This window comes from Flavobacterium sp. GW823-FHT06G12, assembly GCF_058794775.1.
In genome coordinates this window covers 992,343-1,018,348 of record NZ_JBXAHE010000002.1, presented here as the reverse complement: position 1 = coordinate 1,018,348, position 26,006 = coordinate 992,343, and the positions used below count along the sequence as shown (strand labels likewise).

Here is a 26,006-nt window from a genome sequence, read left to right as displayed (position 1 = left end):
GATGATTTTTGATTAAGATGATACGGCAAATTTAGCGCCAAAAATTTAATTCTCAGGTAAATAGTCAATTTGTTTTTAATCGATTCTATAAAATTTCTTTTTTTTAAATGTTATTTTAACATTAATCTATCTCTAATGTTGGCCAGGAATCATAACACTATGTTAATTTTTTTTCAAGGCTTTAGTAATACGTAGGTCTTAGTTTCGCAACCGAAAATCAAACTAAACACACACAATGAAAAATTTTTATCTATTAACAGCATTCTTTTTATTCGCCTTTACAGGTTTTGCACAGAAAGCGATTATATCTGGAAAGATATTAGACGCCGATGACAAACTGCCTCTTCCTGGAGCTATGGTTCAAATTGTAGGCGAGAAAAAATACACCGTTTCTGATTATAACGGTCGTTTCGAGTTATTAAATATTAACGAAGGAACTTACAAAGTTGAAGTAAAATATATTGGATATGCTACTTTAACTCAAGAAATAAAAGTAGAGCAAGGAAAAAACAATGTAATTGACTTTGCTCTTAAAGCTTCTGAAAATGAATTGAAAGAAGTTGTTGTTGGAGACATCTTAAAAGGTCAAGCAAAAGCGCTGAACCAACAAAAGAACAACAAAAACATCGGAAACGTAATTTCTTCTGATCAAATGGGACGTTTTCCTGATGCTAACGTTGGAGACGCTTTAAAACGCGTTCCTGGTATTACCATGCAAAATGACCAAGGTGAAGCGCGTAACATTATTATTAGAGGTTTGGCTCCATCTTTGAACTCTGTAACTTTAAATGGTGACAGAATTCCATCTGCAGAAGGAGATAATAGAAACGTACAAATGGACTTAATTCCATCTGATATGATTTCTACAATCGAAGTAAACAAAACGCTTACATCAGATATGGATGCCGATGCAATTGGAGGTTCTGTAAACTTAATTACAAGAGCAACTCCAAACGGAGAAAGAATTTCTGCAACTCTTGCTGGAGGATATTTGCCAATTCGTGACCACGCTTCTTATACTGCTGGTTTTGTTTACGGTAACCGTTTTGCTAATGATAAACTTGGAGTAGTTTTTAGCGGATCTTACAACAATGTTGATTATGGTTCTGATAACATCGAAAACGAGTGGGTAAAAGATGATTTTGGAAATCAATATTTACAAGCTTCAGAAATTAGAAAATATGATGTACAACGTATCCGTCGTAGTGCTTCTGTTGCTTTAGATTATAAATTCAACGATAACAATACGATTTTTGCTAATGCAATCTACAACTGGAGAGATGATAGAGAAAACCGTTTTAGAACTACTTACGATGATATCGAACCTCTCTATAATGGTGAAGAAATTGTTGGTTTTGAAGGTCGTGTAAAACGTCAGACAAAAGGAGGTTTAGACAACAGCAGAAATAAAAACAGAAGATTAGAAGACCAAAGAGTACAAAATTATTCTATTCGTGGAGAGCACTTAATCAATTCTACATTAGATTTAGATTGGTCTGCTAACTATGCAAAAGCAAGAGAATACCGTCCGGGTGAGCGTTATATCGAATACCGTCAGAAAGGTTTAGAAATGTTTGAAGATTTATCTGATATCAGATTTCCTTTAATAACAACAGTTGGAGAATCTGTTGACGAATTTAAATTTGATTCTGTTACTGAAAACACAGACGAAACAAGCGAAAGCGAGTTTGGCGCAAAAGTAAATATCCGTTTCCCTTTCTCTGTAATTGCTGGAGAAAAAGGAAGATTGAGAACTGGTCTTAGACTTCGTTTAAAAGAAAAAGAAAGAAACAATATGTTCTATTCTTATACTCCACTAAACGATGATATGGAATTATTATCTCAAGTTCCAACAAGTTATTATGACGGAAAAGATTTTAATCCAGGAAGCAAATATGTACCAGGAACTTTTGCTTCAGCTTCTTTCTTAGGAAGTTTAGATTTGAATAATGCTTCTCTATTCGAAAAAGAAGCAGATCCAGCAGAATATTTAGCTGTAAACTATAATGCTAAAGAAAGAATTACTGCTGCTTACGTAAGATGGGATCAGGATTTTAACGATAAACTTTCTATGGTTTTAGGTTTCCGTATGGAAAACACGCACATTGACTACACAGGAAACCGTGTATTAGACGAGGAAGAATTAGAAAGCAAAATCAACAACACCAACTCTTACACTAATTTATTGCCAAGCATTTCATTCCAATACAATGCAACAAAAGATTTAGTTTTAAGAGCAGCTGCTACAACAGCTTTAGCTAGACCTAACTATTACGCATTAGCTCCTTATGTAAACAATATCGCTGCAGATAAAGAAATTACAGCTGGAAATCCAGATCTTAAAGCTACTTACTCATACAATTATGATTTCATGGCAGAGAACTATTTCAAATCTGTTGGTTTAATTTCTGGAGGTGTTTTCTACAAAAGATTAAATGATTTCATTTACAACTACAGCGACAATCAATATACTGATGCGAAATTTGCCGCAGATTTCCCTAATCAAGTAAACCCAATTCCTGCGGGAGAAAACTGGTCGTTCTTACAATCAAGAAATGGAAAAAATGTTGATGTTTACGGATTTGAAGTTGCGTTCCAACGCCAATTAGATTTCTTGCCTGGTAAATTCTTAAAAGGTTTTGCAATCTACTTAAACTATACTTATACACAATCTAAAGCAAAAGGTATTGCTGATGAGGATGGAAACGAAAGAAACGACATCAGTCTTCCTGGAACAACACCTCACATGTTTAACGGATCTTTATCTTGGGAAAACAAACGTTTCTCTGCAAGAATCTCAACCAACTTTACATCTGATTATTTAGATGAATTAGGTTCTGAGTCTTACAAAGACAGTTACTATGACAAACAGTTTTTCTTAGATGCAAATGCTTCTTATAAGATCACAAAGCAATTACGTGTTTTTGCTGAAGCAAACAACTTAACAAACCAGCCGTTACGTTACTACCAAGGAGTTGCGGCTCATACTAAACAAGCAGAATACTACCAGCCTCGTTACAATTTCGGATTGAAATTAGACTTGTAATGCTGCACTTTTATAAAATTCTTAAATTAGACAGAGTTTAATGCTCTGTCTAATTGCATTAAAATATACTATACAAATGAAAAATAAATCTTTAGTTGCTTTTTTACTCTTAGGCTTAGCTTTTACAGCTTGTAAAAACGATAAATTAGCGCCCGTTCAGCCAAATGCTGTAAAACCAACAATTGTTACAGAAGCACTTCCTCACGACACAGATGATCCTTCAATTTGGATCAATCCAACTGATGCGTCAAAGAGTATTATTGTTGGAACAGATAAAGACACAGACGGAGGTTTGTATGCTTTTGATTTGAATGGAAAAATCCTTAAAAAATCAATTCCGTTAAAACGTCCTAACAACGTTGATATCGCTTACGGATTAATCATTGACGGAAAAAAAGTTGATGTTGCCGTAACAACAGAACGTGAAGAAAACAAAATCAGAATTTTCAGTTTACCTGATTTAGAGCCAATTGATAACGGCGGAATTCCTGTTTTTGAAGGAGAAACGCAACGCGATCCAATGGGAGTTTCATTATACACTCGTCCAAGCGATGGGAAGATTTTTGCTATTGTAGGAAGAAAAACGGGACCTTCTGGAAGTTATTTATGGCAATATGAACTTTCTGGAAATGGCAAATTTGCTGTTGCGAAAGTGGTTCGCAAATTTGGAACGTACAGCGGAAAGAAAGAAATCGAAGCTATTGCAGTAGACAACGAATTAGGTTTTGTGTACTATTGCGATGAACAAGCTGGAATAAGAAAATACAAAGCAGACCCGGCTTTAAACGATAATAAAGAATTGGCTTTCTTTGGTCAGAAAGATTTCAAAGCAGACCACGAAGGAATCGCGATCTACAAAAAAACAGATTCTACAGGATATATTTTAGTATCTAACCAGCAGGCAAATTCTTTTATGGTTTACCCAAGAGAAGGCGCCAACGGAAATCCAAACAATCATCCGTTATTGGCGGAAGTTCCAACTTCTACAATTGAATGTGATGGTGCCGATGCTACTAGTGTAAATTTAGGGCCAAAATTCAAAAACGGACTTTTCGTGGCGATGAGCAACGGAATGACTTTCCATTATTATGCTTGGGATTTGATCCAAAAACGCATAGACGAAGCTAAAAAATAAAAGTTTCAAGGTTTTCAGTCGCAGTCCCGTGTTCAGTGTCTATTTTTTTTACTGCGATTGGAAACCAACTAAAAAAAGCTGTTCATTTCTGAACAGCTTTTTTATTTTGAATTAAATAATTCCTTTTATTCTGTAATCGGTGCACCTGCTAAGATTTCAGCATTTGCAAACTCTTCAAATTTGGCGAAATTAGCTTTGAATTTATGTGCTAATTCCAACGCTTTTTTATCGTATAAATCTTTGTCTTCCCAAGTATTTCTAGGATTTAAAATTTCCACTGGAACATTTGGACAATCTTGAGGAATTTCAATTCCAAATACTTCATGATTTTTAAACGCTACATCGTTTAATTCTCCTTTTAATGCAGCAGTAATCATAGCACGAGTATATTTAAGCTTCATACGGCTTCCTGTTCCGTAAGCTCCTCCAGTCCATCCTGTATTGATTAACCAAACTTTTACTCCTGCATCTTTCATTTTTTTGCTCAACATTTCAGCATAACGCGTTGGATGCAAAGGCATAAATGGCGCTCCAAAACAAGCAGAGAAATTAGGTTGCGGCTCTGTTACACCCGCTTCTGTTCCAGCAACTTTTGCTGTATAACCAGAAATAAAGTGGTACGCTGCCTGACCTGGAGTCAATCTTGAGATTGGAGGCAAAATTCCGAAAGAATCGGCTGTTAAGAAAAATATATTTTTTGGATTGTGTCCAACCAAACCTGGCTGAACATTATCAATATGTGTAATTGGGTAACTTACACGAGTATTTTGTGTAATAGAAACATCGTCAAAATCAACTACGTTTGTCCCTGCTTTGAAAACCACATTTTCTAAAAGCGCTCCTTTTTTGATTGCTCTAAAAATATCTGGTTCATTTTCTTCTGTTAAATTAATCACTTTTGCATAACATCCGCCTTCAAAATTGAAAACAGTGTTTTCGTTTGTCCATCCATGCTCATCGTCACCGATTAATTTACGCTCTGGATCTGCAGATAAAGTTGTTTTACCAGTACCAGACAATCCGAAGAAGATTGCTGTATCTCCTGCTTCACCAACATTGGCGCTGCAGTGCATTGGAAGTGTATTTTTGAAAACTGGAAGAATAAAGTTTAATGCAGAGAAAATTCCTTTCTTCATTTCTCCTGTATAACCTGTTCCTCCAATTAAAGCAATTTTTTTAGTAAAATCTAAAATAGCAAAATTAGACTGGCGTGTTCCGTCTACAGCAGGATCTGCCATAAAACTTGGAGCACAAACTACTGTCCATTCTGGAGTAAAATTTGCCAGTTCAGAATCTTCTGGTCTTAAGAACATATTGTAGCAAAACAAGTTTGACCAAGCAGTTTCTGTTACAACACGTACATTCAATCTATAATTTGGATCAGAACAAACATAAGAATCGCGAACAAAAACTTCTTTGTCTGATAAAAATGCTGTTACCTTATTATAAAGCTTTTCAAAAGCTTGGGGTTCAAATGGGATATTTACATTTCCCCACCAAACTTGATCTTTTGTAATATCATCTTTTACGATAAAACGATCTTGTGGAGAACGGCCTGTAAATTCACCTGTATTAATTGCTAACGCTCCAGTAGAATTTTCAACACCTTGACCTGACTGCAAAGTAATCGCATGTAATTCATCTGCAGATAGTTGATAACGAACTTTTGCATTTTCAATTCCTAACTCTTTTAACGAAATCGATTGCGCGAAAACTGTATTAGTGTCCATAAGTTTTTAAGTTGTGTGTGATTTTTTGTTTAAAGCAAAATTACAGATTTATTTTTATTTCTTTTAAAATACTTAAATTTCACTTTAATTTATATGAAAAAAGAGAAATTTCACTTTAAAAATTATAAAAAGAAAAAAATAATCGCTTCTAATTTGTTTATTTACAACCTAATGCGTGATTTTGTTATATTATTTTTGTTTGACAACAGAAAATACAAAAAAGTCACACAAATAAAGTTATATGTTATTTATGTGACAAAATTAAAGATTAATTCTTAGACAGAATTTTTTTTTCGGGATTTTATGATTTTCTCTTCAAAATCGTAAAGAATAATAGCGTCCAGGCAATAATTAATAGAAAACCACCTACTGGAGTTGCGAATACTATAATTTTAGATTCAAACAAAGTGTAGTCTTTTGTTGCCAATAAATAGATCGAACCGCTAAAAAGAACAACACCTGCAACAACGAAATTATAGATCGTTTTTAAGGTCTTTTCTGCAAGTTCTTTTTGTGTAGATAAAAACAGAAGAAATAGAGCGTGATACATTTGGTAACGAACACCAACTTCAAAAGTATTTAATTGGTCAACCGAAAGATATTTTTTTAATAAATGAGCACCAAAAGCACCCAAAATAATAGCTAACATACCAATAAAAGCTCCAGTTAAAACGATTCTTCTTTTCATAATATATCTCTTTTGAAATTTCAAACAAAAATACTTCAAACGAACTGAAAAACCGCCGTTGTTTCTGGATTATTTAGAACAAAATCAAATTATTTTTTGGGTTTTGCGAAAAAAATAATTTTATTTTCTTTAATTTGAATTGTTATATTTATAACATTTAAATATATTTGTGTTAAATATTTAAAGCATGAGAAACATTTTAATATTTGGAGCAGGAAGATCTGCATCGTCTTTGATTCGATATTTATTATCGAAATCTAATGAAGAACAACTACATTTGACTGTAGCGGACCTTTCATTGAATCTTGCGAAAGCAAAAACACAAGATCATCCTAATGCCACACCGATTGCCTTAGATATTTTTAATGCAGAAGAAAGAAAAAAAGCTATTGCAAATGCATCAATAGTAATTTCAATGCTTCCTGCGCATCTGCATATCGAAATTGCAAAAGACTGTTTGGAATTCAAAAAACATCTTGTTACCGCATCTTATATAAGCGATGCCATGCAGGCTTTAAACGAAGAAGCCATTAAAAACAATTTGATTTTTATGAACGAAATTGGCCTCGATCCAGGCATCGATCATATGAGCGCCATGAAAGTCATTGACGAAATCAGATCTAAAGGCGGTAAAATGATTTTGTTTGAATCTTTCTGCGGAGGTTTAGTAGCTCCAGAATCTGACAATAATTTATGGAACTACAAATTTACTTGGGCGCCAAGAAACGTTGTTTTGGCGGGACAAGGTGGTGCAGCGAAGTTTATTCAGGAAGGCACTTATAAATACATTCCGTACAGCGCTTTGTTTAGAAGAACTGAATTTCTGGAAGTAGAAGGCTACGGGAAATTTGAAGCCTATTCTAATCGCGATTCTCTTAAATACCGTTCGGTTTATGGTCTAGATGATATTCTTACCTTATATAGAGGAACTATTAGAAGAGTTGGTTTTTCTAGAGCTTGGAACATGTTTGTACAGCTCGGCATGACAGATGACAGCTATATTATAGAAGATTCTGAAAACATGAGCTACCGTCAGTTTATCAATTCTTTTCTACCTTATCATCCAACAGATTCAGCTGAAATTAAAACACGTCTGATCTTAAAAATCGATCAAGACGATATTATGTGGGATAAACTTCTGGAATTGGATTTATTTAACCCAAACAAAAAAGTAAATCTTCCTAAAGCAACTCCAGCTCAGATTTTGGAAAAAATCTTAACTGACAGCTGGGCTCTTGAACCAGAAGATAAAGATATGATTGTGATGTACCACAAATTTGGTTATGAACTAAATGGAGAAAAGAAACAAATCGATTCTAAAATGGTTTGTATTGGCGATGACCAAACTTATACCGCAATGGCAAAAACAGTCGGACTTCCGGTTGCTATTGCTACATTATTGATTTTAAACGGAAAAATTACAACTCCAGGTGTACAACTTCCTATTAAAAAGGAAGTTTACGAACCTATTTTGAAAGAGTTAGAAGAATATGGGGTCATTTTTAACGAACAAAATGTACCTTATTTTGGTTACAATCCAGATTTGTTTTAGTCTAGATTGCATGTTTATTTTTAGAATTTTTTTTAAATTAGTTTTTTGATTTTATCCGCTTCTCCCATCAAGAAGCGGATTTTTTTTATTTTGAGTTGCAAAGAGGCAAAGATTCAAAGGCACAGAGAAAAACCTTTGAACCTTTGCTACTCTGAACCTCTACTTCTCACTTTGAAGCGTTATAGGCAATGAATACAAAACTCGAACGGCTTGGCCATTTTCGGTTGCGGGAATCCATTTTGGCGAAAGTTTCAAAACTCTTATTGCTTCCTCTCCTGCTCCATATCCTAAATCTTTTACAATTTTAAATTCAGACAAACTCCCGTCTTTTTCAACCATAAACTCAATAAAAAGCTTGCCTTCTATTTTTTGTTTCGAAAATTCTTCTGGCATTTTAAAATTTTGTCCCACAAACATATAGAACTTTTCTATTCCGCCAGGAAATTGTGGCTTTTTTACACTAGCCTCAATATAGTTAATGTAATTATCTTTTTTAGTTGTCAAATTATCACTTGATTGTGCAACTGCTTCCGAATTAAAAGCAATTAACAATACAACTGAAACAGCAATCACACAACTCGCTTTCAAAATCATTAAAAATGGCGATTTCTCTTTTGTCATCATAAGTAAACGTTTTTTAGTTATTTGGTAATTGATAGTACTTGCCAACGAAACAGTTTGTTTATTTGAAGCAAATTGCAACAATAAGTTCTGATAGCTTTTAACTTCATCAAATTGTTTGTTTACAGCTTCATCGGCCAAAAATTCATGATTGAGTTTTATGGCTTTTTCAAACAAAACAAACATCGGATTAAACCAAAATACGATTTGTAAAACCTCAACAAAAAGAATATCCAAAGTATGTTTTTGCTCTAAATGTGCTTTTTCATGAGCGATTAATTCTGATGGAATTTTTCCATTTGCAAAATCTTCTTTACCAATAAAAATAGCATTCCAGAAAGAGTGTGGCAAAATCGATTCTTTCATTAAAACAAGTTTCTGATTGTCTATAAATTGTACCGAATTCTTTTTCATTTTCAAGAAAAAGGAAGACACATTTATAGCAAATCGAATCAGTAAAATTGTTGCAATTAGAAGATAAATTACACCTAAAAAGAAATATACGATTTCATTGTATGAAACTTCATTTAAGATTGATTTATTAGCCACGATCATTATTTCATCCAGCTGAATTGTTTTAATTTTTGACGGAAAAAATGATGCAATCGAAAACAATTGCAGCGGAATAACTAGGCTAAAAATTAAACTTCCGAGAAGATAGACACGATTAAAGCGAAACATTCTTTCGTTTTCTAATAACAATTTATACACTGCATAAAACACAGCTAGCAGCAAACCGGATTTTAAAAGATATGTTATCATTTTTTCTTTTTTTCTGAATCGATTATTTACCTTTTTTAAGAATGTTTTATTCTCAAGGATTTTGTGGTCTTCTAAACATTGTAGTATCAAACTTCATATCTTGATAACCATAAGATTTTCTTCGTTCTTTTACTCTTCCTTCACTTTCGCTAATTATAGCACTCACCTCAGAACCAGATTCTTGTTTTTTATTTAAAGCTTCATTCTCTTTTACATCCTGCGTTTTTTTTGAAGCAACTGCTGGCTGAGACGAAACTTTGGTTTTCTTCTTGTCTGTTAACTTAACAGATTTTTCCTTTACAATCACCTCCTGTTTTTTATCTTTTGAAACAACTGTTTTCTCATCAGAAGAATTTTTACTTGTACTACTTTTTACTTCTGTTTTCACTTCTTGTGCAACTGTTTTCATGCATAACAGCAACATTAAAATCGTGACCAGAGGCACTACAGCAATTTTCTTTAAAAACGCTGTGTTTTTTGATGTTCTTTTTTTCATCATTATTAATCGTTTTTTTGTTACTAAATAATTCAAATTACTGGCCAAGTAAATCGTTTGTTTCTCGCTTCCTTTTGTTAAAAGTAAATTTTGGTAAAACGGAACATTATTATAAGTTTTCACAATTTCTTGATCGGCAAGAAATTCGTGATTGAGTTGTATTGCTTTTTTATAAAACAAAAAGATCGGGTTAAACCAAAAAACAACTTTTAAAAACTCTATAAAGAGAATATCCAAAGTATGTTTTTGATGCACATGAACCAATTCGTGCGTGTACAATTCGGCTTCAATATTTTGCTTTTTATAATCTTCTAAATTGATAAAAATGTAATGCAAAAAGGTATGTGGCACTATTTTTTCTTTTACCAAAACCAATTTTGAATTCTTAAATTCTACATTTGGAGAATTGCCAATTCTGGAAAAAATCTTCCAAATATTTCTTCCAAACCTTACCGCCATCAACAGCATTACGATTGCGTATAAAGTCCATAAAAGAATAAATTTATAATCTACTTTTTCCGCTGTTTGATGAATCGGCGTATTTAGCGCATGCTGACTAATAGCAACTTGCCTTGAAAAATCTACAGGAATTTCTTTGATAATTTCAAATGAGATAAACGGAATCGCAAAGGAAATCGCAATTGCAAAAAGCAAAAAGAACCTATTAAACTGATGCATTTTTTCTCGCTCTAAGATCAAATGATAAAAAGCTAAAAAAACACATAAAGCGACTGTCGATTTTACAATAAAAGCTATCATTTCTTCTTTTTTTGAATTTCTGAATCGATTATTTTTTTAAGATCTTCCAATTCCGAAGCCGACAAATTGGTTTCGGTAGTAAAAAACGAAGCAAATTGCGATGCCGAATTATTAAAGAAATTACTAATCAGTCCTTTTACGTGTTTTGCAAAATAGTCTGTTTTCTTTACTAAAGGATAATATTCTCTCGAATTCCCAAATTCGTTATACGCCACAAATTTCTTATCGATCATTCGTTTTAAAAGCGTTGCCACGGTTGTTGTTGCCGGTTTTGGTTCCGGATACGCTTCCAGCAAATCTTTCATAAAAGCTTTTTCAAGCTTCCATAAATGCTCCATTAACTGTTCTTCTGAGTTTGATAATTGTATCATGGTTTTGTATTTTCAAGTTTTTCTGTTTCAGCCAATTCCTTTTTATATTCCTCCAAGTTCCAGTCAATATTTAGTTTTACTGCATAGTCGGCCATAGTTCCAAGTCCAACTTCTGCACGCCTTTTATCTACATTATCTGGATCTATCATTGGTGCAATACAAATTTTACCAGTCTTTTTATTCTTTGAACTCTGACTGCCATAAATTTGTTTTTTTCCTTCTCTCAAAGCAACTCTATCTTCTAAATAAGCCAGATTTGCTGGATTGGCATTTCCGTCTTTAACCGCCTCTCTCATCATAGGCAGATATTTTTGCTGATATTCTAAATCGGCATGCTGAATCACCAGAAATAAAGTCTGATTTCCCTGAGAGCCTACAACATTTTTCCCTAACCAGCCTTTTTCGTCCAGTATTTTCATCACCTTAATAAGGTTAATACTGTCTTTTCTTTGCATAATTTTACCAATGCTGTCAATTTTCTTTTTATCAGGTTTAGTAGCTCTATAAACATTCATAAATTCTCCACGAATTTCCTGATCTTCGGTATAAATCTCCGCAAGTTGTTTTTCCAGCACTTTATCATAATTTGCCCCAATAACATCTAACTTCTTTTGCAGTTTATCAATTGTCTTATTCCATTCTTTTTCTGAATGCAAAGGTTTTAAATCATTATCAATTTTAATATGCGACATATTCTCGTATCCGTTATCGATAGAAAGATTCAGCCATTTAAATGCTTTTTTATTCCTTTTTGCCATAGAAGCAGAACAACCTGCGTTGTATAAGTCTCGATTGTCTTTCTGTTCTATTTTAAAAGCTTTTTCGTAATACGAAACAGACAACTCATAGTTTTTTGCCGTATAGCAAGAATCTGCTTTGTGAACCCATTCTTTATACGTTTGAGCTTGCAAGAAAAAGCAGTTCATTAAAAGAAAAGAAAGCGTGATTAATTTTTTCATGGTTTAGAGGTTAGTTTGTCTATTTAATATTTTGTTCCGAAATCAATTCTCCTTTGTCGTAATTTTTGATTCCTTTTAATTTCCCTTTGTCCGAATAAAACTTCCATTCTCCAAAATAAAACCAATGCGTTTCAACCGAATTCGTTTCTAATTTTGTTTTCCCTTTCGATTCCAATTTTCCGTTTTCGTAATAACTCTTTACGATACAGATTCCGTTTTTATATTTTTCTGTTTTGTAGATTTTTCCGTTAATATATGATTTCCACTTTTTTACCGGAAGATCATTTCTATAATATTCATACGATTTATAATTTGTACCATCCTGCGTATAATTATCAATCCAAACACCTTCTTTTTTCCTGTCAATTTTCTGATTGATCGGTTTGCTTTTACAGCTCAAAAGCATTGAACCCAAAAGAAATACTAAAAAGATATTTTTCAAATTCATTATTGCTCTACAATTATAGATTCGTTTCTACAAATGTAGAGTTAAATTTCAAACGAACAAGTTTTTTCTTGTTTTTTCTCACACTCTTTGTGTTATTTTTTTTTAACCGCAAAGTACGCAAGGATTTTTTAAGCTTACACCTATAAACGCAAAGTTCGCAAAGCTTTATGATGAAGCTTTGCGAACTTTTATAAAATCTTACTTAAAAAAACTTAGCGAACTTTGCGTAAACTTTTGTGCTCTTTGCGGTTAAAAAAAAACTTAACCGCAAAGAACGCAAGGATTTTATTTAAGGTTACGCTTATAAACGCAAAGTTCGCAAAGCTTTATCTATATAGCTTTGCGAACTTTTATAAAATCTTACTTAAAAAATCTTAGTGAACTTTGCGTAAACCTTTGCGTTCTTTGCGTTAAAAAAACTACTTAGAAAGCTCCACAAAATACTTGTAAAACAACGGAATAGTCTCAATACCTTTCAAGTAATTAAAGATTCCGAAATGTTCATTTGGCGAGTGAATTGCATCGCTGTCTAAACCAAATCCCATTAAGATGGTTTTACTTTTTAATTCTTTTTCAAACAAAGCCACAATCGGAATACTTCCTCCAGAACGAACCGGAATTGCAGGAACTCCAAACGTTTCTGTATATGCTTTATTTGCCGCCTGATATCCGATGCTATCAATTGGCGTTACATAACCCTGACCACCGTGGTGAGGCGTAACTTTTACTGTAACTCCAGCTGGAGCAAGACTTGTAAAATGATTTGTGAAAAGTTCTGTAATCTCTTCCCACTCTTGGTTTGGAACCAAACGCATTGAGATTTTAGCGAAAGCTTTACTCGCAATAACCGTTTTAGCACCTTCGCCAGTGTAGCCGCCCCAGATTCCGTTTACGTCTAATGTCGGACGGATTGAGTTTCTTTCGTTCGTTACATACCCTTTTTCACCATAAACATCGGCAATGTTTAAAGCATTTTTATATTTTTCTAAGCTAAAAGGCGCTTTTGCCATTTCTGCTCTTTCTTCTGCAGATAATTCTTCTACTTTATCGTAGAAACCTGGAATTGTAATATGATTGTTTTCGTCGTGAAGCGAAGCAATCATTTTTGCCAAAATATTAATTGGGTTCGCCACAGCTCCACCGTATAAACCTGAATGCAAATCGCGGTTTGGACCTGTAACTTCTACTTCAACATAACTCAAACCTCTTAAACCTGTCGTGATAGACGGCTGTTGGTTTGAAATCATTCCTGTATCTGAAATCAAGATTACGTCGTTTTTCAGTTTTTCTTGATTGCGCTCTACGAACCAAGCCAAACTTGCAGAACCTACTTCTTCTTCACCTTCGATCATGAATTTTACGTTACAAGGCAACGTATTGCTTTGCACCATTAATTCAAGCGCTTTTACGTGCATGTACATCTGACCTTTGTCGTCACACGCTCCACGCGCGAAGATGGCACCTTCTGGGTGAATATCTGTAGTTTTAATAACGGGTTCAAAAGGTGGCGAAGTCCATAATTCTAATGGATCTGGCGGTTGTACGTCGTAGTGGCCGTAAACTAAAACCGTTGGAAGATTTGGATCTATAATTTTCTCTCCGTAGATAATTGGGTAACCTGGAGTGTCGCAAGTTTCGACATAATCGCACCCTGCTTTTGATAAACTTTCTTTTACAGCCTCTGCTGTATCAATAACATCTTGAGAATATGCAGTGTCGGCAGAAACCGACGGAATCTTTAATAATTCGATCAATTCGTTGATAAACCGATCTTTATGTTGTTGAACGTAGGACTTAATATTTTCCATTTAAATTATTTTTATAGAAAACCAAAAGTACAAAAAAGAGAATTAAAAAAAATTTTGAAAAAATGCTTTGATAATTCAAAAGTATGCCTATCTTTGCACCCACAATTACCGCGGATATGGCGAAATTGGTAGACGTGCCAGACTTAGGATCTGGTGCCGCAAGGCGTGTAGGTTCGAGTCCTATTATCCGCACAAACATTAAGGCTTAAACAACTGGAAAACAGTTTTTTAAGCCTTTTTTGTTTTTACCATTCCCCTAATAAGTCCCCCTTTTCTTGTAACTTAACCTTAATGAACTTAATTTTACCCACTTTTTCTTATTTTTGAAAATAGCTTCAAATGTTTTATTACATTGCATAAAACACTTAAAAATGGATATTCAAAAGATGCATGAAGATCAAAAACAGTCTTTCGAACTAAAGAATAAGGAGAATCTAGAAAGAGATCTTAGACTATTTGTCAATGGAGGGTTTCAAGGACTAATAGAAATTTACCACAACTATCATTCAAAACAGAAAATCAAATATTCAGACTTTGTACCTTTTGAACATTTTATTAATACAAATGATGTAGAAACTTTTTATTTGAATGAAGTATTCTATGAAGTAGATAATAAATATTCAACCAATATTGGTTGCCAACTTAAATCATTATCCGACTATTATTGCAACTCTGAAAAAAACATAGAGAATAAAAAAGTAGAGTTAATTTCAATAATTACCAAATTGGAAGAAGCAATTCATAAATCTGCAACTTCTAAGTACAATGAAAACCCAAAACTTTATGACATTTTAAAAAGAATAGAAAATTATTACCGTATTGCTTATAGTTCATTACATGAAGATTTTTATCCATTCTTTAATGACAGACCTTTAAATAAAAGTTATGGCAAAGATTTTTTATATGTTTTTGACAAAATAAGAGAAACAATACCTTTAAAAATAGCTCTCCGATTCTTTACTGGTGAATTAAAAATTCTTAGAAAAGGAAACATTAATAAATTTTCATATAAAGATAAATTATACAAAAGTGGCAATAGTTTAGCCAAAATTTTAAGTGTTGAAATGAATGAGAAAGTTGAATCTATTAAATCATATTTAAACGAAACATACAATCAAAATTCTAATGATAAAAATATTTTTTATTCTGAAAGAACCATGAATGATGTTAATAAATATGCTTTATTAAATGGACTGACTTTAATTAATTTTTCTGACATTGAAAAGTAGTACGAAAGTGATACGATACATCAATTAAAGTACCAAAACTCTCTTCCTAATTTTGTGAAATAAAACTAAAAAACATAAAATATGGAATTAAAAACAATTCAAGTCTTTCAATTAACTATTGAAGATTTATCACTAATCATTAGCGAGGCTGTAGCTAATGAACTTAAAAAAATCAACAGTTTAATTACCCCAAAACCAATTCAAAAAGAAAACGAATTGCTAACTCGAGAAGAAACTAGCAAACTTCTCAATGTTAGCTATACAACATTGTTTAACTGGAATAAGGATAAAACTTTAATAGCTAAAAAACTTGGCAATAAAGTATTTTATTTAAAATCAGAAGTATTCAACAAACTTAATAATGTTATATAATGATAGACAATATTCGATTTCATATAAAAGATAAAAATGGGTTTGAGAATTACACCGTAAATCACAATATAATCGATTTAGAAAACACTTTAAACCCTTTTACAGGAGAAATAAAAGATTACCCTAAAAGAGGAAAATTAGATAATCTCGAAATTAGAATTACAGAATTAGGCGCTGTAATTTTTGGAAGTCTACATAAATTTGAAAATATAAATTTTGGACTCGGCAATCAAAATTATAATGATTTTACTTTTGAAAACTTATTGTATTTAATTCCCTATTTAACTGAGAATTTTAATATTGAAAATCAAACATCAATCACAAACTTAGAAATGGGCTTTAACATACGATTAAATCAAAACCCTCAAATTATTTTAGACAATAATATATTGATGCATGATTTAAAAAATCACAACAAAGATTTAAAATTTCAAGGCAAAGGAGATTACAAAGAATTTATTAAATCCGACTACAGCATAAAGATTTACAATAAATCTAAACAATATAAGTTATCCAATAACCACATACTCCGTATTGAATTAAAAATAACAAAAAAAAGATTACTTCAAAATTTAGGAGTTTGCAGATTAGAAGATTTGTTGGATAAAGACATTCTATGCAATATTTTCAGATTATTATGGAAAGAATTTAGTAAAATTCAAATTGTTGATGATTTTACATTTACAGAAATCCCTTTAAAGGATTTGGAAAAAATCAATAAATATACAAACCCAAATTACTGGAATAGAATAAGAAAAGAAAAATCTTTAAAAGTGATGAGACGATTACAAAAAGATTTCAACATGCTAATTTCTAAATACAATTTAGACAAAACCAGAAAAGAATTAAAAGAAAAATTGTTAATTAAATTTTGGCATTCATTGAATAATAATTTCAAAGAAACTTCTTTAGAAGAATCTGCCTAAGGCATGAATGTTTACTATAATACTTGTGACAAATTTGCCTTAAGAACACATATTCAGAGCGTGATTTAAGAATAATAGGAATGAGATGCAAATAGGAAATTACGACCGTAAAATTTATTTAGAAATGCATTAGGAACAATACGTTCGGTAGCATCCGTAAATATTGCAAAAAGCGATCTAAATTGGTCGTATTTTCCCTCATTAATCTCACGCCAAAGATTTGGTCTATATCTCGTCCAAATACTTAATAAGTAAAGTAATTTAAAATAAAGCAATAAAGGCTCTTCAATTGTAAGCAGTGGCTTAATAGCACAATCTCTAGCTATGGGAGATTTATATACAACTATTCTGTCATGAAAATCTGCAGGCAATTTATCACACCAAAATTCTTCTTTCACAAAAGATAATGGTCTTTCTTTTTTATATTCAAAAACAAAATCTTCAGGTAAATTTAATATATCATAAATATCCTGAGGTTGAATATAATTTGTATTCTGAGTTTCACCAACACTAACTTTAAAAAAACCACTATCCTCTCCATACAGTTTTTGAGAATTAAAATTCAAATAACTTGGTTGCTCTTTAAAAATTTCGACATAAATATTTTTCAGTTCTGGAATTCTTGAAAGTAAATCTTTAAGAGAAATAAGCTTGCTGTTTTCTTCTTTAGGTATTTCATTCACTTTTCTGAAATTTTTTATCATAACTATCTGTCCAATATCATAGTTAAGATTTACTAAAAGCTCCCTATAAAAACCGTTATTACAGCAGTAAATAAACTCATTATTACCCAAATCTTCTGAATCAGAATTGTAAATAGTTTTCAAACCATGTCCTCCATTCTTTGAAAAGTTTTCAATATCCGACAATGTTAAAGTGTTTCGAACATCACCAATTAGCAAAGCACTTAACAGATTGTACGTACCATAATACAGACTCGTCAGACTTGGCGTTAAATTTTTTGAATCTGATTGTTTAAAAAGATCTCTTGCACTTCGAACACAGAATGCAACACCTTTGGCTTTCTCTAGCAGAAGATCATTCTCAATCCCTACATTTAAGCTAACGGAATTCGTTTCAAGTTGATTTTTTACTCCATTTAAAGTTGTTAAAATATCTATCCTGTCCCAAATCGAAGCCTTAGGAGTTTCTGTGAATATTCTTTCGTTTATCATGATTTGTTATTCAAAAAGCATAAAATAGACTATGCAAGTACATTTTTTAATTTTAAGTGATTTATTCTTTTTGCAAATCAGAATGAATTTTGCCTAATGATTTTTTTGCAAGATCAATTTTATCAAGTCTTCGTTTTTTTTCTAATTTTTCATCAAGTATTAACTCAACACCAAGCTTAACAGTGGGAAAATATTCTAAACAGTCCTCTTCCGTTAATTCGTGGATTCCTTTACTAAGAATTCCATATATTTTTCGATTTTCTATCAGAAATTCAGGAAGAAACGCTTTTAGTAATTCTATTTTTTCATCCATTCTACATCTCCTATAAACTTCCTCATCCCAACCTTCTACTTTTGAATTTTCAACATGAGCTTCCTCAATTAAATCTTCAAATATTCTTCTTAAATATACAAACGCTCCAACACCCACTCCGTGTGTTATTAAGCCAATCCCTCTATTAAATTCTTTATATTTTTCCTTCGTTAAAACTTCTCGATATTTTTTTAAATCAGGAATTGACAAATCAGCTAATGATGGAAATTGCCCAATTTTAAAAATTTCATTATTTAAAAAATAAACTGAAAATTGTAATAAATGACTTTCGTCTCTAGTACATATACAATTAATATGAAAAATTTTGTTCGCCCACCGTGAGATGTCACCACCAGCTCGTTGATAGAAATGCTCATAGCGTGGCGTAACAAACCCATTATAACTTTTTGATTTTGTCCCTTTAAAAGTACTTGATTTATCGCATAATGGACAATAAGCATCAATTCTCTCATCAAAGTAGAAAAGATCAAATAAGTACTCAGCATCTGATTCAGAAACTGCAAATCTTTCGTACAATGGTACTTCTAAAAAAAAATCTTGTATTGACGGTAATGACATAATTTTTTTAATATTAGTTTTTGTTTAATCTATTGATAGCAATAAAGATGTTTTTATTTTAATTAATATCTCCAACTTTTATTAACCCAATTTGGTCTGTTGTTTAAAATAATTTGTTTTTGCTGGTCGGTCGGGTTCTCAATAAAACCTACGTCATAAATAGTAATAATTTTACTTACATAGTCATTTATAGACAAAGGAAAAGTCATGCCATATCCCACTGTACTTCCATTAATTTGCCTATTCATTTTTAGTATTTTTTTATCTAACAAACCTGAAATCACATCATCATTTATTGGCATTGAAATTGAATTTTGCCCTCTGATAAAGAATTCTCTAATAACTGACTGTTCTTGATGATCTAAATTTTTTATAGTTTGTCTTATCTCGGCTTTAAACTTCTTAAGTCTAATATTAAAACTAATTTTATTATATATCCAAATTATCAAATTTAAGACTACTAAAGATGTTGAAAACAGAAATACTATTCCGATATAAGCTACATATTCCTCTAGTTTATCAAATCTAAATTTTTTTAAAATTGTTGGCGTTGAAAAAATAAAAAAACCTGTGACAAAAGAAAAGACGATAAAAATTTTTGTTGGTAGCTTTGTAAAATCAAAGAAAGATTTTAATTCCATTATCATTGTATTTTTCTTGTTTAATAATTACACCTAACTAAGGTTCACTTAACTCTTCCAAAGTCTTTTTAACAAAAAGCCTCATCACCCAATAAACGAAAGTGTTTCTTCTAAATATTTAGTATGATCTATATTAAATTCCGATAATAAAGCTCTCTCTTTTGATTTGCTAGTAAGTATCAATTTTGCTTCATTGTTTAAAAAATCTTTGTTATATTGTGATGCAGTCTTTTTATTGTCAGCCGATTCTGCAAACGAAAATATTATCTGATTCTTTGGCTTGTTTTTATAAATAAATTTCAGAATTAGATTTCTATTCGTTTCGTCAATATCTTCTTTGAAAACGGCATCCAACATAAATGGAAATATATGTACATATTTTGTTTCCTTAATTATTTTATTAAAGGCAAAATAATAAGCGAGTAATGTTTTTAGAAGTTCAACCCCTTGTTTCGGAAACAATTTCATTTTATATAACAAAGTATACCTATCATCATCAAACGGCTTTACTTTTAGTTCCTTCAAATTATCTTCAAAATATTTTTTAAATCTATAATCTTTTATATTACGTTCTTTTCGTAAATCATCAGGAGTCTTAAAACCTTTTAATTTCTCAATTACTGAATCTAATTTTAAAGTTGTTTCACCTATTTGTATTGAAATATTTTTAGACAATTGAATATTTGCTTTATTATCTAACCAAGTATCATACGTTAAACCATTAACGTTGTAATGCAACAATACATTGTAGTCTTTTGAAACACATTTTTTTTGCTGTAAAATGCTTTCTTCTAATGAATTTATTGCTCCTTTTAATTTCTTTACTGATTTATTAAGCTTTTCTATTTCTGCTTGTGTATGATCTAAATTTTGAAAATACTCATAAATATTTTCTATTGAATTTGGCAAATTTTGATAACAGGTTGGACAATTATTTTCTAGAGGAATTTGCTTTTTTAATGCTGTCCTCACCTTCTTTAAAATTTTAAGACGCTCCTCTTGAAAAACCAGTTTATTACAAGTAAGAAGATATTCTTTTTCTAGGGTAATTAATTTATCCTTATTTACCTTATAAGTATTAATATATTCAATTGATTTACCGATGAAAATTTCATCTTTCAATATTGACAGCTTTAAATCATCATTATCTTCTTTACGCCCACTTAAAAATTTTATTTCATTCTCATAATTTTTCTTTTCTGCTTCAAATTCCTGTTTTTCGACTCTATCGAATTCATTTGTTATGCCAAGATAATAATCATAATAGTCATTTTTAAAATTTTTAAAAAAATCCAACCCTCGAAATGATTTTAGAGCTAAAACCCAACCGTAATCTTGAGCAACATAATAAGGTAGAAACATACCTTCTAGCGAAGCTAATTTATACTCTTCTGAAGATTCCAAGTATAATTTAAACCCAAACAAGTTTGCCAAATACTCTTTTAACATAATATGCTCCTTTGAACTATTACCGCTAATTCCAGTAAATTTTATTATCGGTAAATTAAACCTCTTAATGTAAATAAAATCATTATCCCGAATTATTGTAATTTCTTCTTCAACATTAGTTGTTAAGAGAAAATCCAGCCTAAAAATTACATTTTCATTTAATACTTCAGCTAGTTTGTGTTTTTCATCATTTATCCCAAAAGTATAATGAATTGCCTGAATCAATGTACTTTTACCTGATGTATTTTTACCGTGAACAATATTAATATTTGGGCTAAAATCTGTAAAAAAGCTTTTATTACTCTCTTCAGAATAGGCAAAGAAATTTCTATACTCCACAATAGCTCTCATAATACATCTTCTTTTTTATAAGTTACCTCGAAATAGGCTGCAAAAAAAATAGCCTTAAGCTTTAAATCATCAAAAACTGAAGTTTGTTTTTTTTTAAATTCCTCGAATAATTCTAGAACATTTTCCTCTTCAGTAAAAGTAGTAAGTAGATCTAAATGGGATCTTGAGAATTGTAGTATTTTTCGATGTTCAGCTTCTTCAATACTTTTGAACAATTCAAATGACGTAATAAAATCTAACTCAAAAGTATCTTTCTCAATGGGTTTTATTTTCAGAATTTTGCCAATACTGTAAGATTGTGTTTGCCAATATTCAAAACATTTTGATTTACTAGTTAGAAGATTAAAAGTTTCTTCAATTTTTTCACTATCAACTCTTTTCTTGACATCTAACAACTTTGCAATATTTCCTTGATTATAAATAGATTCTATTTCCGAAAAAAGTGAAATTAATGTTTTAACTGCTGATCTCCTATTATTAATTCTATTTCCGAAAATTTCATATAATTTACCATCTAATTGATTTTCTTGTTCTAATACGGTTGGAGCTAAAGGAATCCAATAAAAACTTACATTATCAAATTCGTCATGTAATGCTACTTCAGCAACACCAGCCTTAATCTTATTCTGAATCTCTACAGGTAAATTTAAGAAATGAACTTCTGAATTATCAGCTTTTATTGATTCTAAAACAACAGGTTTGTTTTCACCTTTTTTTGGCTTATGCTCTAAATGAATTGTCTGATTAGTTGAGAAATACAAAAAATGTTCATAATTATCTGATTTTGGAATTTTATCATCAATTAGACTTTTCCCTGTCATCAATAATTTCTTTATTATTTCAAATAATTCTTTGTTTACACGCCAAACACTTGGAGCTTTCTTTTTTGATTGATATGCTTCAATGGATTCAACATAATTTTTTGTATTTAAAAAACAAAATACAAAGTCATCATGATGCTCAAGACAAATAAAATATTTACGATCTTTAAATTTAAGATTGTAATTTTCCAACAATAAAAACAAAGCGGTGTTCCTTTGTAGCGCAAAGCCATTTTGGGCACTAGTTCCAGAATTTACTGTTTTGTTTATCATCTATTCCTGTGTTTTGAAATTTCAACTTCACGATAAGCTCATAAATATAGAATTTCTTCTACTAATATCGAATATATTACATGTTTTCAAATATACATGTTTTTCTTACATGTAAACAAGTGGCTAAGGTTTTCTCTTTTTTTTCTTTAAGAATGACAATTAAAACATATTTTATTTTTCAGTAATCAGATATAATATTTAGGGTTTTTATTAATAATTAATCCTTTTTTTAGCTCAAAAAGATAAAATGAGAATGTTAAAAAAACAAAAGTGATATGCCCAGACTGTCCCTTACTAGCAATTAGGGTTATTGCATTTAGAACACCGAAAACTAAAAATATACAAGCCCAAATATAATGACTTCTTCCACCATTTGTAGGCTTTTCTTTAGCAGATGGACTATTAATTAATGCTATAATTCCTGGTATAAAACCACATAAAAGAAGTAAGAAAGACCACCATCTTCCAATATGCTTACTTCTTCCAAAAATCTCGGCTATTGTAAAACAAATAATAAGGGCTATTATTATTACGTAAACCCCAACCCCATTTTCAAAAAGATTGCTTGAGTACGTTGAAGGACTATCATCATTTAACTTTCTTCCATCAATCTCATTAGAAACCATTTCTGAAGGATGTTCTTTAAAGTACTTTTCTACATCTGCAATTGTTTTAGCTCCAGCAGGTATATATGGATATTTAGCCCGTCTTGTTCCATCAGGTAGATCTTCATATAAATCAGCTTGTGATATAACTGAATATTCTTCTGTCTTCTGCTTACCCTCCTGTTCTCTCAATGCATCACCCCATGCATCCTTTTGAGATGTTTCCGTGTCTTTCATAATTTCATCGACAGCTTTTTGCTGTTCAGCTTTACTAACTATGGCATCTAGCTCCTCTTTTGATTTTAATTCTTCTTGTGAATATTTCGATTGGTTATTTAAAAGTATCTCATCTGGTGTTTGTTCCACTTGAGAAGAGTTTTGACTATGTGTTTCCATTTGCAATAAAAACATAAATAGTAAGAGAATCATTTTGTTCATTTTACTTATTGTTTGGTTAATTCTAAAAACATCTTTATACAGTAATCCATAAATCAATTATTGATTCTTTACAAATATTATAAAAAATATCATTATGACACTTATTTGGGACAAGTGTTTTTATATAAAATGCTGACTTTTATTTTGTGAGAGAAAGTAGCGAAATAGAGTTAATAAAGTCTGTAGGAGAAAAAATAAGGCAGAAAAGAATAGAACTAAATCTGTCCCAAGAACTTTTATCTTACGATGCTAATGTGCCTCGAAATCAAGTAGGACGGATAGAAAGAGGAGAAATAAACACATCTATTTTGACCCTTCATAAAATTTGTAAAGTTTTAAAAATCGAATTAGCTGATTTGTTTAAATCCTAATAAAATCATTCATTTCTTCTTTGCTCAAATAAGCATTACACCACGCAAACTCCATCAGTTCCCCCTTATCATTAATATCTAGATTAATTGCATAACTAGAAAGACAGATTACTGAAAAACTAGAATATGTTTTTTTATAAGTAATATCGTATGCCAATACAGCTTTACCCAATGAACACGCAATACATCTTGTCTCTCTTTTTTCTACTTTCACAATTTCAATATCTTGTTGAATACTTGTGTATTTTTTGAAAAGATATTTCCCCAGTGATAAAAAATCATTAGTATCTGAATGCGTAGTTAATTCAACTCTTTCAAAAACTTCTTTTAACTTTTTAATATCTACACTCATCAATGCTGAATCTAAACATTTTATAAATTTTTGCGTATTCTGAAATGGCAAAATTGGATTTAAACCTTTTGTCTGAATTGTTTCTGTCATTTTAATCGATATTTACATTATAGAATCAGCCTATTATAAAAGGCATTAATCATGATTAATTATTTTATAGCTAATTAATTATAAATTAATAATTGCTTTCATAAACAAACAATGAGGAAAAATTGGAGGATTCTAGGGCATGAACATCATTGCAGATTTCACACTCCCCTAATACTTATATTATATATGGGAAAATTTATAATTCCCCCCGTGCCTTCACACTAAAGCACCATCCTACAAATACCAAAAAGGGTCTATAATTTTCTTCCATACCCCTCAATGCTATCTGCAAAAATTAAATTAAAAATGATCTATTTAATAAAATTAATTTCCTCCAGCAGATAAATTTGCATTTTTCCAGTAAGCTTCTAATTTTTCAGCATATTCTAGAGGAGTTATCTTTATGTAATCTAAAAATTGCTTTTCGGTTTTGTGAGCCGTTATCTTCATGATAGTTAAAGTATCTATCTTTCCATACAAATTTGTAGCAAATGTCCTTCTGCAAATATGAGAAGAGACTAATTGATATTTGGGAAATTTGCCAAACTTCTTTCTACTTATTACAGTTTTTTTACCATTTTCAATAATTTCACTCTTTACCATTTTTGCCCCTTCTGTTTCTTCTTTTAACCCTGCAATTTCAGCTACTTTTTTTACATATTCATTAAATTTCTGATCACTTAAAGCTCTAGGGAAATTTCCATTTCTTTTACGCAGTATTTCTTGAACTTGCCTATGAATTGGAATAATCACTGGAAATTCTGTTTTCATGGTTTCTTTGTAAATAAACTCATTTTTAATATTTTCCTTAGTAAGTTTTAAAAAATCTGAAATCCTTAACCCTGTTCTCAAACCAATTATAAACCAATCTCTAGTATTGTCTAAATAATCTTGTTCAAAAACAGTATTATATATTAAATTAATTTCGTCTTCCTTTAAGTAAATATCCTTTGTTTTATTGCTTGGGGAATAAAATTCTGTAAGCTTAAATTCTTTTGAAACAGTTATGCCTTTCTTGTCAGCATTACCACAAAATAATTTTAAATCATCAATATATCCACCAATTGTATTTTGATTTAATTTTTGTTCTTTCTCTAGATAGGTGATAAAAGCATCATGAAATGCCAAATCAATTTCAGTTAATTTCAATTTAACTCCAATACTTTTTTCAAATGCTAGTATTTTATTTAGTGTAGTATTATAATGTTCAATTGTTCTTGGCTTTAATGGCGTCCCTCTTTTATTTCTCTTTGTCTTTGACTCTTCTATAAAAGAAGTAATAAAATTAGTCATAAAAATTTTGTCATCAATTTCAATATCTCCAGAGACTCTGCTAAAAAACGTATCTATTTTATTTTTTAACCATTTTGTATTGATTAAAATTGTAGCATCAGAAAGCTTAGAATTCTCATACTCCTTTCTAATAAAAGCATCAAATTCTTTTAATTTTACATTGATATCTCTATAATTAATATCTTTCGTAATTAAGACTTCTTGTTTTGAATCACTCCAACGTCCTTTAGGAATTTGAATGCCTATCGAGGTTTCACAATCAAATATTTTACCTTGTTTAAACCTGTAAAAAATTGTATTCCAATCATTGGTGGTTTTAATTCTGAATTTGCCCGTTGCCATGTTAAATTGTT

Annotated in this window: 23 protein-coding genes and 1 tRNA gene; 8 read left to right on the top strand and 16 right to left on the bottom strand. The window is 31.1% G+C overall.

The window, feature by feature from the left end; genetic code table 11:
* The first annotated feature begins 235 nt into the window (after positions 1 to 235).
* Both AC1Q5Z_RS11325 and AC1Q5Z_RS11320 read left to right on the top strand, forming a co-directional pair.
* Positions 236 to 3,046 (top strand): TonB-dependent receptor, encoded by a 2,811-nt coding sequence (locus AC1Q5Z_RS11325; protein WP_343589808.1) that lies wholly within the window; start codon positions 236 to 238, stop codon positions 3,044 to 3,046.
* Positions 3,047 to 3,122: 76 nt separating this feature from the next.
* Positions 3,123 to 4,181, top strand: a complete 1,059-nt coding sequence (locus AC1Q5Z_RS11320; protein WP_343589806.1) for a phytase — start codon at positions 3,123 to 3,125, stop codon at positions 4,179 to 4,181.
* Between the two features lie 125 nt (positions 4,182 to 4,306).
* On the opposite strand, the gene pckA is transcribed toward AC1Q5Z_RS11320, so the two are convergent.
* Positions 4,307 to 5,911, bottom strand: a complete 1,605-nt coding sequence (gene pckA, locus AC1Q5Z_RS11315; RefSeq protein ID WP_278019745.1) for a phosphoenolpyruvate carboxykinase (ATP) — start codon at positions 5,909 to 5,911, stop codon at positions 4,307 to 4,309.
* 301 nt (positions 5,912 to 6,212) lie between these two features.
* Positions 6,213 to 6,599, bottom strand: a complete 387-nt coding sequence (locus AC1Q5Z_RS11310) for a DUF423 domain-containing protein (protein ID WP_278019746.1) — start codon at positions 6,597 to 6,599, stop codon at positions 6,213 to 6,215.
* A gap of 187 nt (positions 6,600 to 6,786) precedes the next feature.
* Between AC1Q5Z_RS11310 and AC1Q5Z_RS11305 the strand changes: the two genes are divergently transcribed.
* Positions 6,787 to 8,151 (top strand): saccharopine dehydrogenase family protein, encoded by a 1,365-nt coding sequence (locus AC1Q5Z_RS11305; protein WP_492444866.1) that lies wholly within the window; start codon positions 6,787 to 6,789, stop codon positions 8,149 to 8,151.
* Positions 8,152 to 8,310: 159 nt separating this feature from the next.
* Here AC1Q5Z_RS11305 and AC1Q5Z_RS11300 read toward each other — a convergent pair whose 3' ends face one another.
* The 6 genes from AC1Q5Z_RS11300 to AC1Q5Z_RS11275 all read right to left on the bottom strand — a co-directional run bounded on the left by AC1Q5Z_RS11300 (position 8,311) and on the right by AC1Q5Z_RS11275 (position 14,375).
* Positions 8,311 to 9,453 carry a M56 family metallopeptidase gene (locus AC1Q5Z_RS11300; protein WP_492444864.1) on the bottom strand — a complete coding sequence of 381 codons (1,143 nt, stop codon included), beginning with the start codon at positions 9,451 to 9,453 and terminating at the stop codon, positions 8,311 to 8,313.
* A gap of 133 nt (positions 9,454 to 9,586) precedes the next feature.
* Positions 9,587 to 10,789 carry a M56 family metallopeptidase gene (locus tag AC1Q5Z_RS11295; RefSeq protein ID WP_343589422.1) on the bottom strand — a complete coding sequence of 401 codons (1,203 nt, stop codon included), beginning with the start codon at positions 10,787 to 10,789 and terminating at the stop codon, positions 9,587 to 9,589.
* Complete coding sequence (locus AC1Q5Z_RS11290) at positions 10,786 to 11,160, bottom strand: BlaI/MecI/CopY family transcriptional regulator (RefSeq protein ID WP_253787085.1); 375 nt, start codon at positions 11,158 to 11,160, stop codon at positions 10,786 to 10,788. The genes AC1Q5Z_RS11295 and AC1Q5Z_RS11290 overlap by 4 nt, the downstream gene beginning before the upstream one ends.
* Entirely contained in the window at positions 11,157 to 12,119 is a 963-nt protein-coding gene (locus AC1Q5Z_RS11285) for a DUF6624 domain-containing protein (protein ID WP_492444861.1), read from the bottom strand. Before AC1Q5Z_RS11285 ends, AC1Q5Z_RS11290 begins: the two co-directional genes overlap by 4 nt.
* Before the next feature lie 19 nt (positions 12,120 to 12,138).
* Positions 12,139 to 12,567, bottom strand: a complete 429-nt coding sequence (locus AC1Q5Z_RS11280) for a toxin-antitoxin system YwqK family antitoxin (RefSeq protein ID WP_492444859.1) — start codon at positions 12,565 to 12,567, stop codon at positions 12,139 to 12,141.
* A gap of 419 nt (positions 12,568 to 12,986) precedes the next feature.
* A complete protein-coding gene (locus AC1Q5Z_RS11275) occupies positions 12,987 to 14,375 on the bottom strand; it encodes a dipeptidase (RefSeq protein WP_492444857.1) in 1,389 nt (462 codons plus the stop codon).
* Between the two features lie 110 nt (positions 14,376 to 14,485).
* On the opposite strand from AC1Q5Z_RS11275, the gene AC1Q5Z_RS11270 reads away from it, so the two are divergent.
* The 4 genes from AC1Q5Z_RS11270 to AC1Q5Z_RS11255 all read left to right on the top strand — a co-directional run bounded on the left by AC1Q5Z_RS11270 (position 14,486) and on the right by AC1Q5Z_RS11255 (position 16,902).
* Positions 14,486 to 14,567, top strand: a tRNA-Leu gene (locus tag AC1Q5Z_RS11270).
* A 179-nt stretch (positions 14,568 to 14,746) separates the two neighbouring features.
* Positions 14,747 to 15,604 (top strand): hypothetical protein, encoded by an 858-nt coding sequence (locus AC1Q5Z_RS11265; protein ID WP_492444856.1) that lies wholly within the window; start codon positions 14,747 to 14,749, stop codon positions 15,602 to 15,604.
* Positions 15,605 to 15,685: 81 nt separating this feature from the next.
* Entirely contained in the window at positions 15,686 to 15,976 is a 291-nt protein-coding gene (locus AC1Q5Z_RS11260; RefSeq protein ID WP_492444854.1) for a helix-turn-helix domain-containing protein, read from the top strand.
* Positions 15,976 to 16,902, top strand: a complete 927-nt coding sequence (locus AC1Q5Z_RS11255) for a hypothetical protein (RefSeq protein WP_492444852.1) — start codon at positions 15,976 to 15,978, stop codon at positions 16,900 to 16,902. The genes AC1Q5Z_RS11260 and AC1Q5Z_RS11255 overlap by 1 nt, the downstream gene beginning before the upstream one ends.
* 65 nt (positions 16,903 to 16,967) lie before the next feature.
* Here the strand turns inward: AC1Q5Z_RS11255 and AC1Q5Z_RS11250 are convergent, their stop codons facing one another.
* The 6 genes from AC1Q5Z_RS11250 to AC1Q5Z_RS11225 all read right to left on the bottom strand — a co-directional run bounded on the left by AC1Q5Z_RS11250 (position 16,968) and on the right by AC1Q5Z_RS11225 (position 23,547).
* Positions 16,968 to 18,077, bottom strand: a complete 1,110-nt coding sequence (locus AC1Q5Z_RS11250; RefSeq protein ID WP_492444850.1) for a YaaC family protein — start codon at positions 18,075 to 18,077, stop codon at positions 16,968 to 16,970.
* Positions 18,078 to 18,138: 61 nt separating this feature from the next.
* The gene (locus AC1Q5Z_RS11245; RefSeq protein ID WP_492444848.1) at positions 18,139 to 18,969 is read right to left on the bottom strand and encodes a hypothetical protein; all 831 of its coding nucleotides are present in this window, start codon (positions 18,967 to 18,969) and stop codon (positions 18,139 to 18,141) included.
* A 62-nt stretch (positions 18,970 to 19,031) separates the two neighbouring features.
* Positions 19,032 to 19,610 (bottom strand): super-infection exclusion protein B, encoded by a 579-nt coding sequence (locus AC1Q5Z_RS11240; RefSeq protein ID WP_492444846.1) that lies wholly within the window; start codon positions 19,608 to 19,610, stop codon positions 19,032 to 19,034.
* 84 nt (positions 19,611 to 19,694) lie between these two features.
* A complete protein-coding gene (locus AC1Q5Z_RS11235; protein WP_492444844.1) occupies positions 19,695 to 21,410 on the bottom strand; it encodes a hypothetical protein in 1,716 nt (571 codons plus the stop codon).
* Positions 21,407 to 22,504, bottom strand: a complete 1,098-nt coding sequence (locus AC1Q5Z_RS11230; protein WP_492444842.1) for a hypothetical protein — start codon at positions 22,502 to 22,504, stop codon at positions 21,407 to 21,409. The genes AC1Q5Z_RS11235 and AC1Q5Z_RS11230 overlap by 4 nt, the downstream gene beginning before the upstream one ends.
* A 185-nt stretch (positions 22,505 to 22,689) precedes the next feature.
* Positions 22,690 to 23,547 (bottom strand): hypothetical protein, encoded by an 858-nt coding sequence (locus AC1Q5Z_RS11225; protein WP_492444840.1) that lies wholly within the window; start codon positions 23,545 to 23,547, stop codon positions 22,690 to 22,692.
* A gap of 146 nt (positions 23,548 to 23,693) precedes the next feature.
* Here AC1Q5Z_RS11225 and AC1Q5Z_RS11220 point away from each other — a divergent pair, with 146 nt between their 5' ends.
* Positions 23,694 to 23,918, top strand: a complete 225-nt coding sequence (locus tag AC1Q5Z_RS11220) for a helix-turn-helix transcriptional regulator (protein WP_492444838.1) — start codon at positions 23,694 to 23,696, stop codon at positions 23,916 to 23,918.
* On the opposite strand, the gene AC1Q5Z_RS11215 is transcribed toward AC1Q5Z_RS11220, so the two are convergent.
* Positions 23,908 to 24,360 (bottom strand): hypothetical protein, encoded by a 453-nt coding sequence (locus AC1Q5Z_RS11215; protein WP_492444836.1) that lies wholly within the window; start codon positions 24,358 to 24,360, stop codon positions 23,908 to 23,910. The genes AC1Q5Z_RS11220 and AC1Q5Z_RS11215 overlap by 11 nt on opposite strands.
* A 324-nt stretch (positions 24,361 to 24,684) precedes the next feature.
* Positions 24,685 to 25,995, bottom strand: a complete 1,311-nt coding sequence (locus tag AC1Q5Z_RS11210; protein WP_492444835.1) for a phage integrase SAM-like domain-containing protein — start codon at positions 25,993 to 25,995, stop codon at positions 24,685 to 24,687.
* Positions 25,996 to 26,006: the final 11 nt, after the last annotated feature.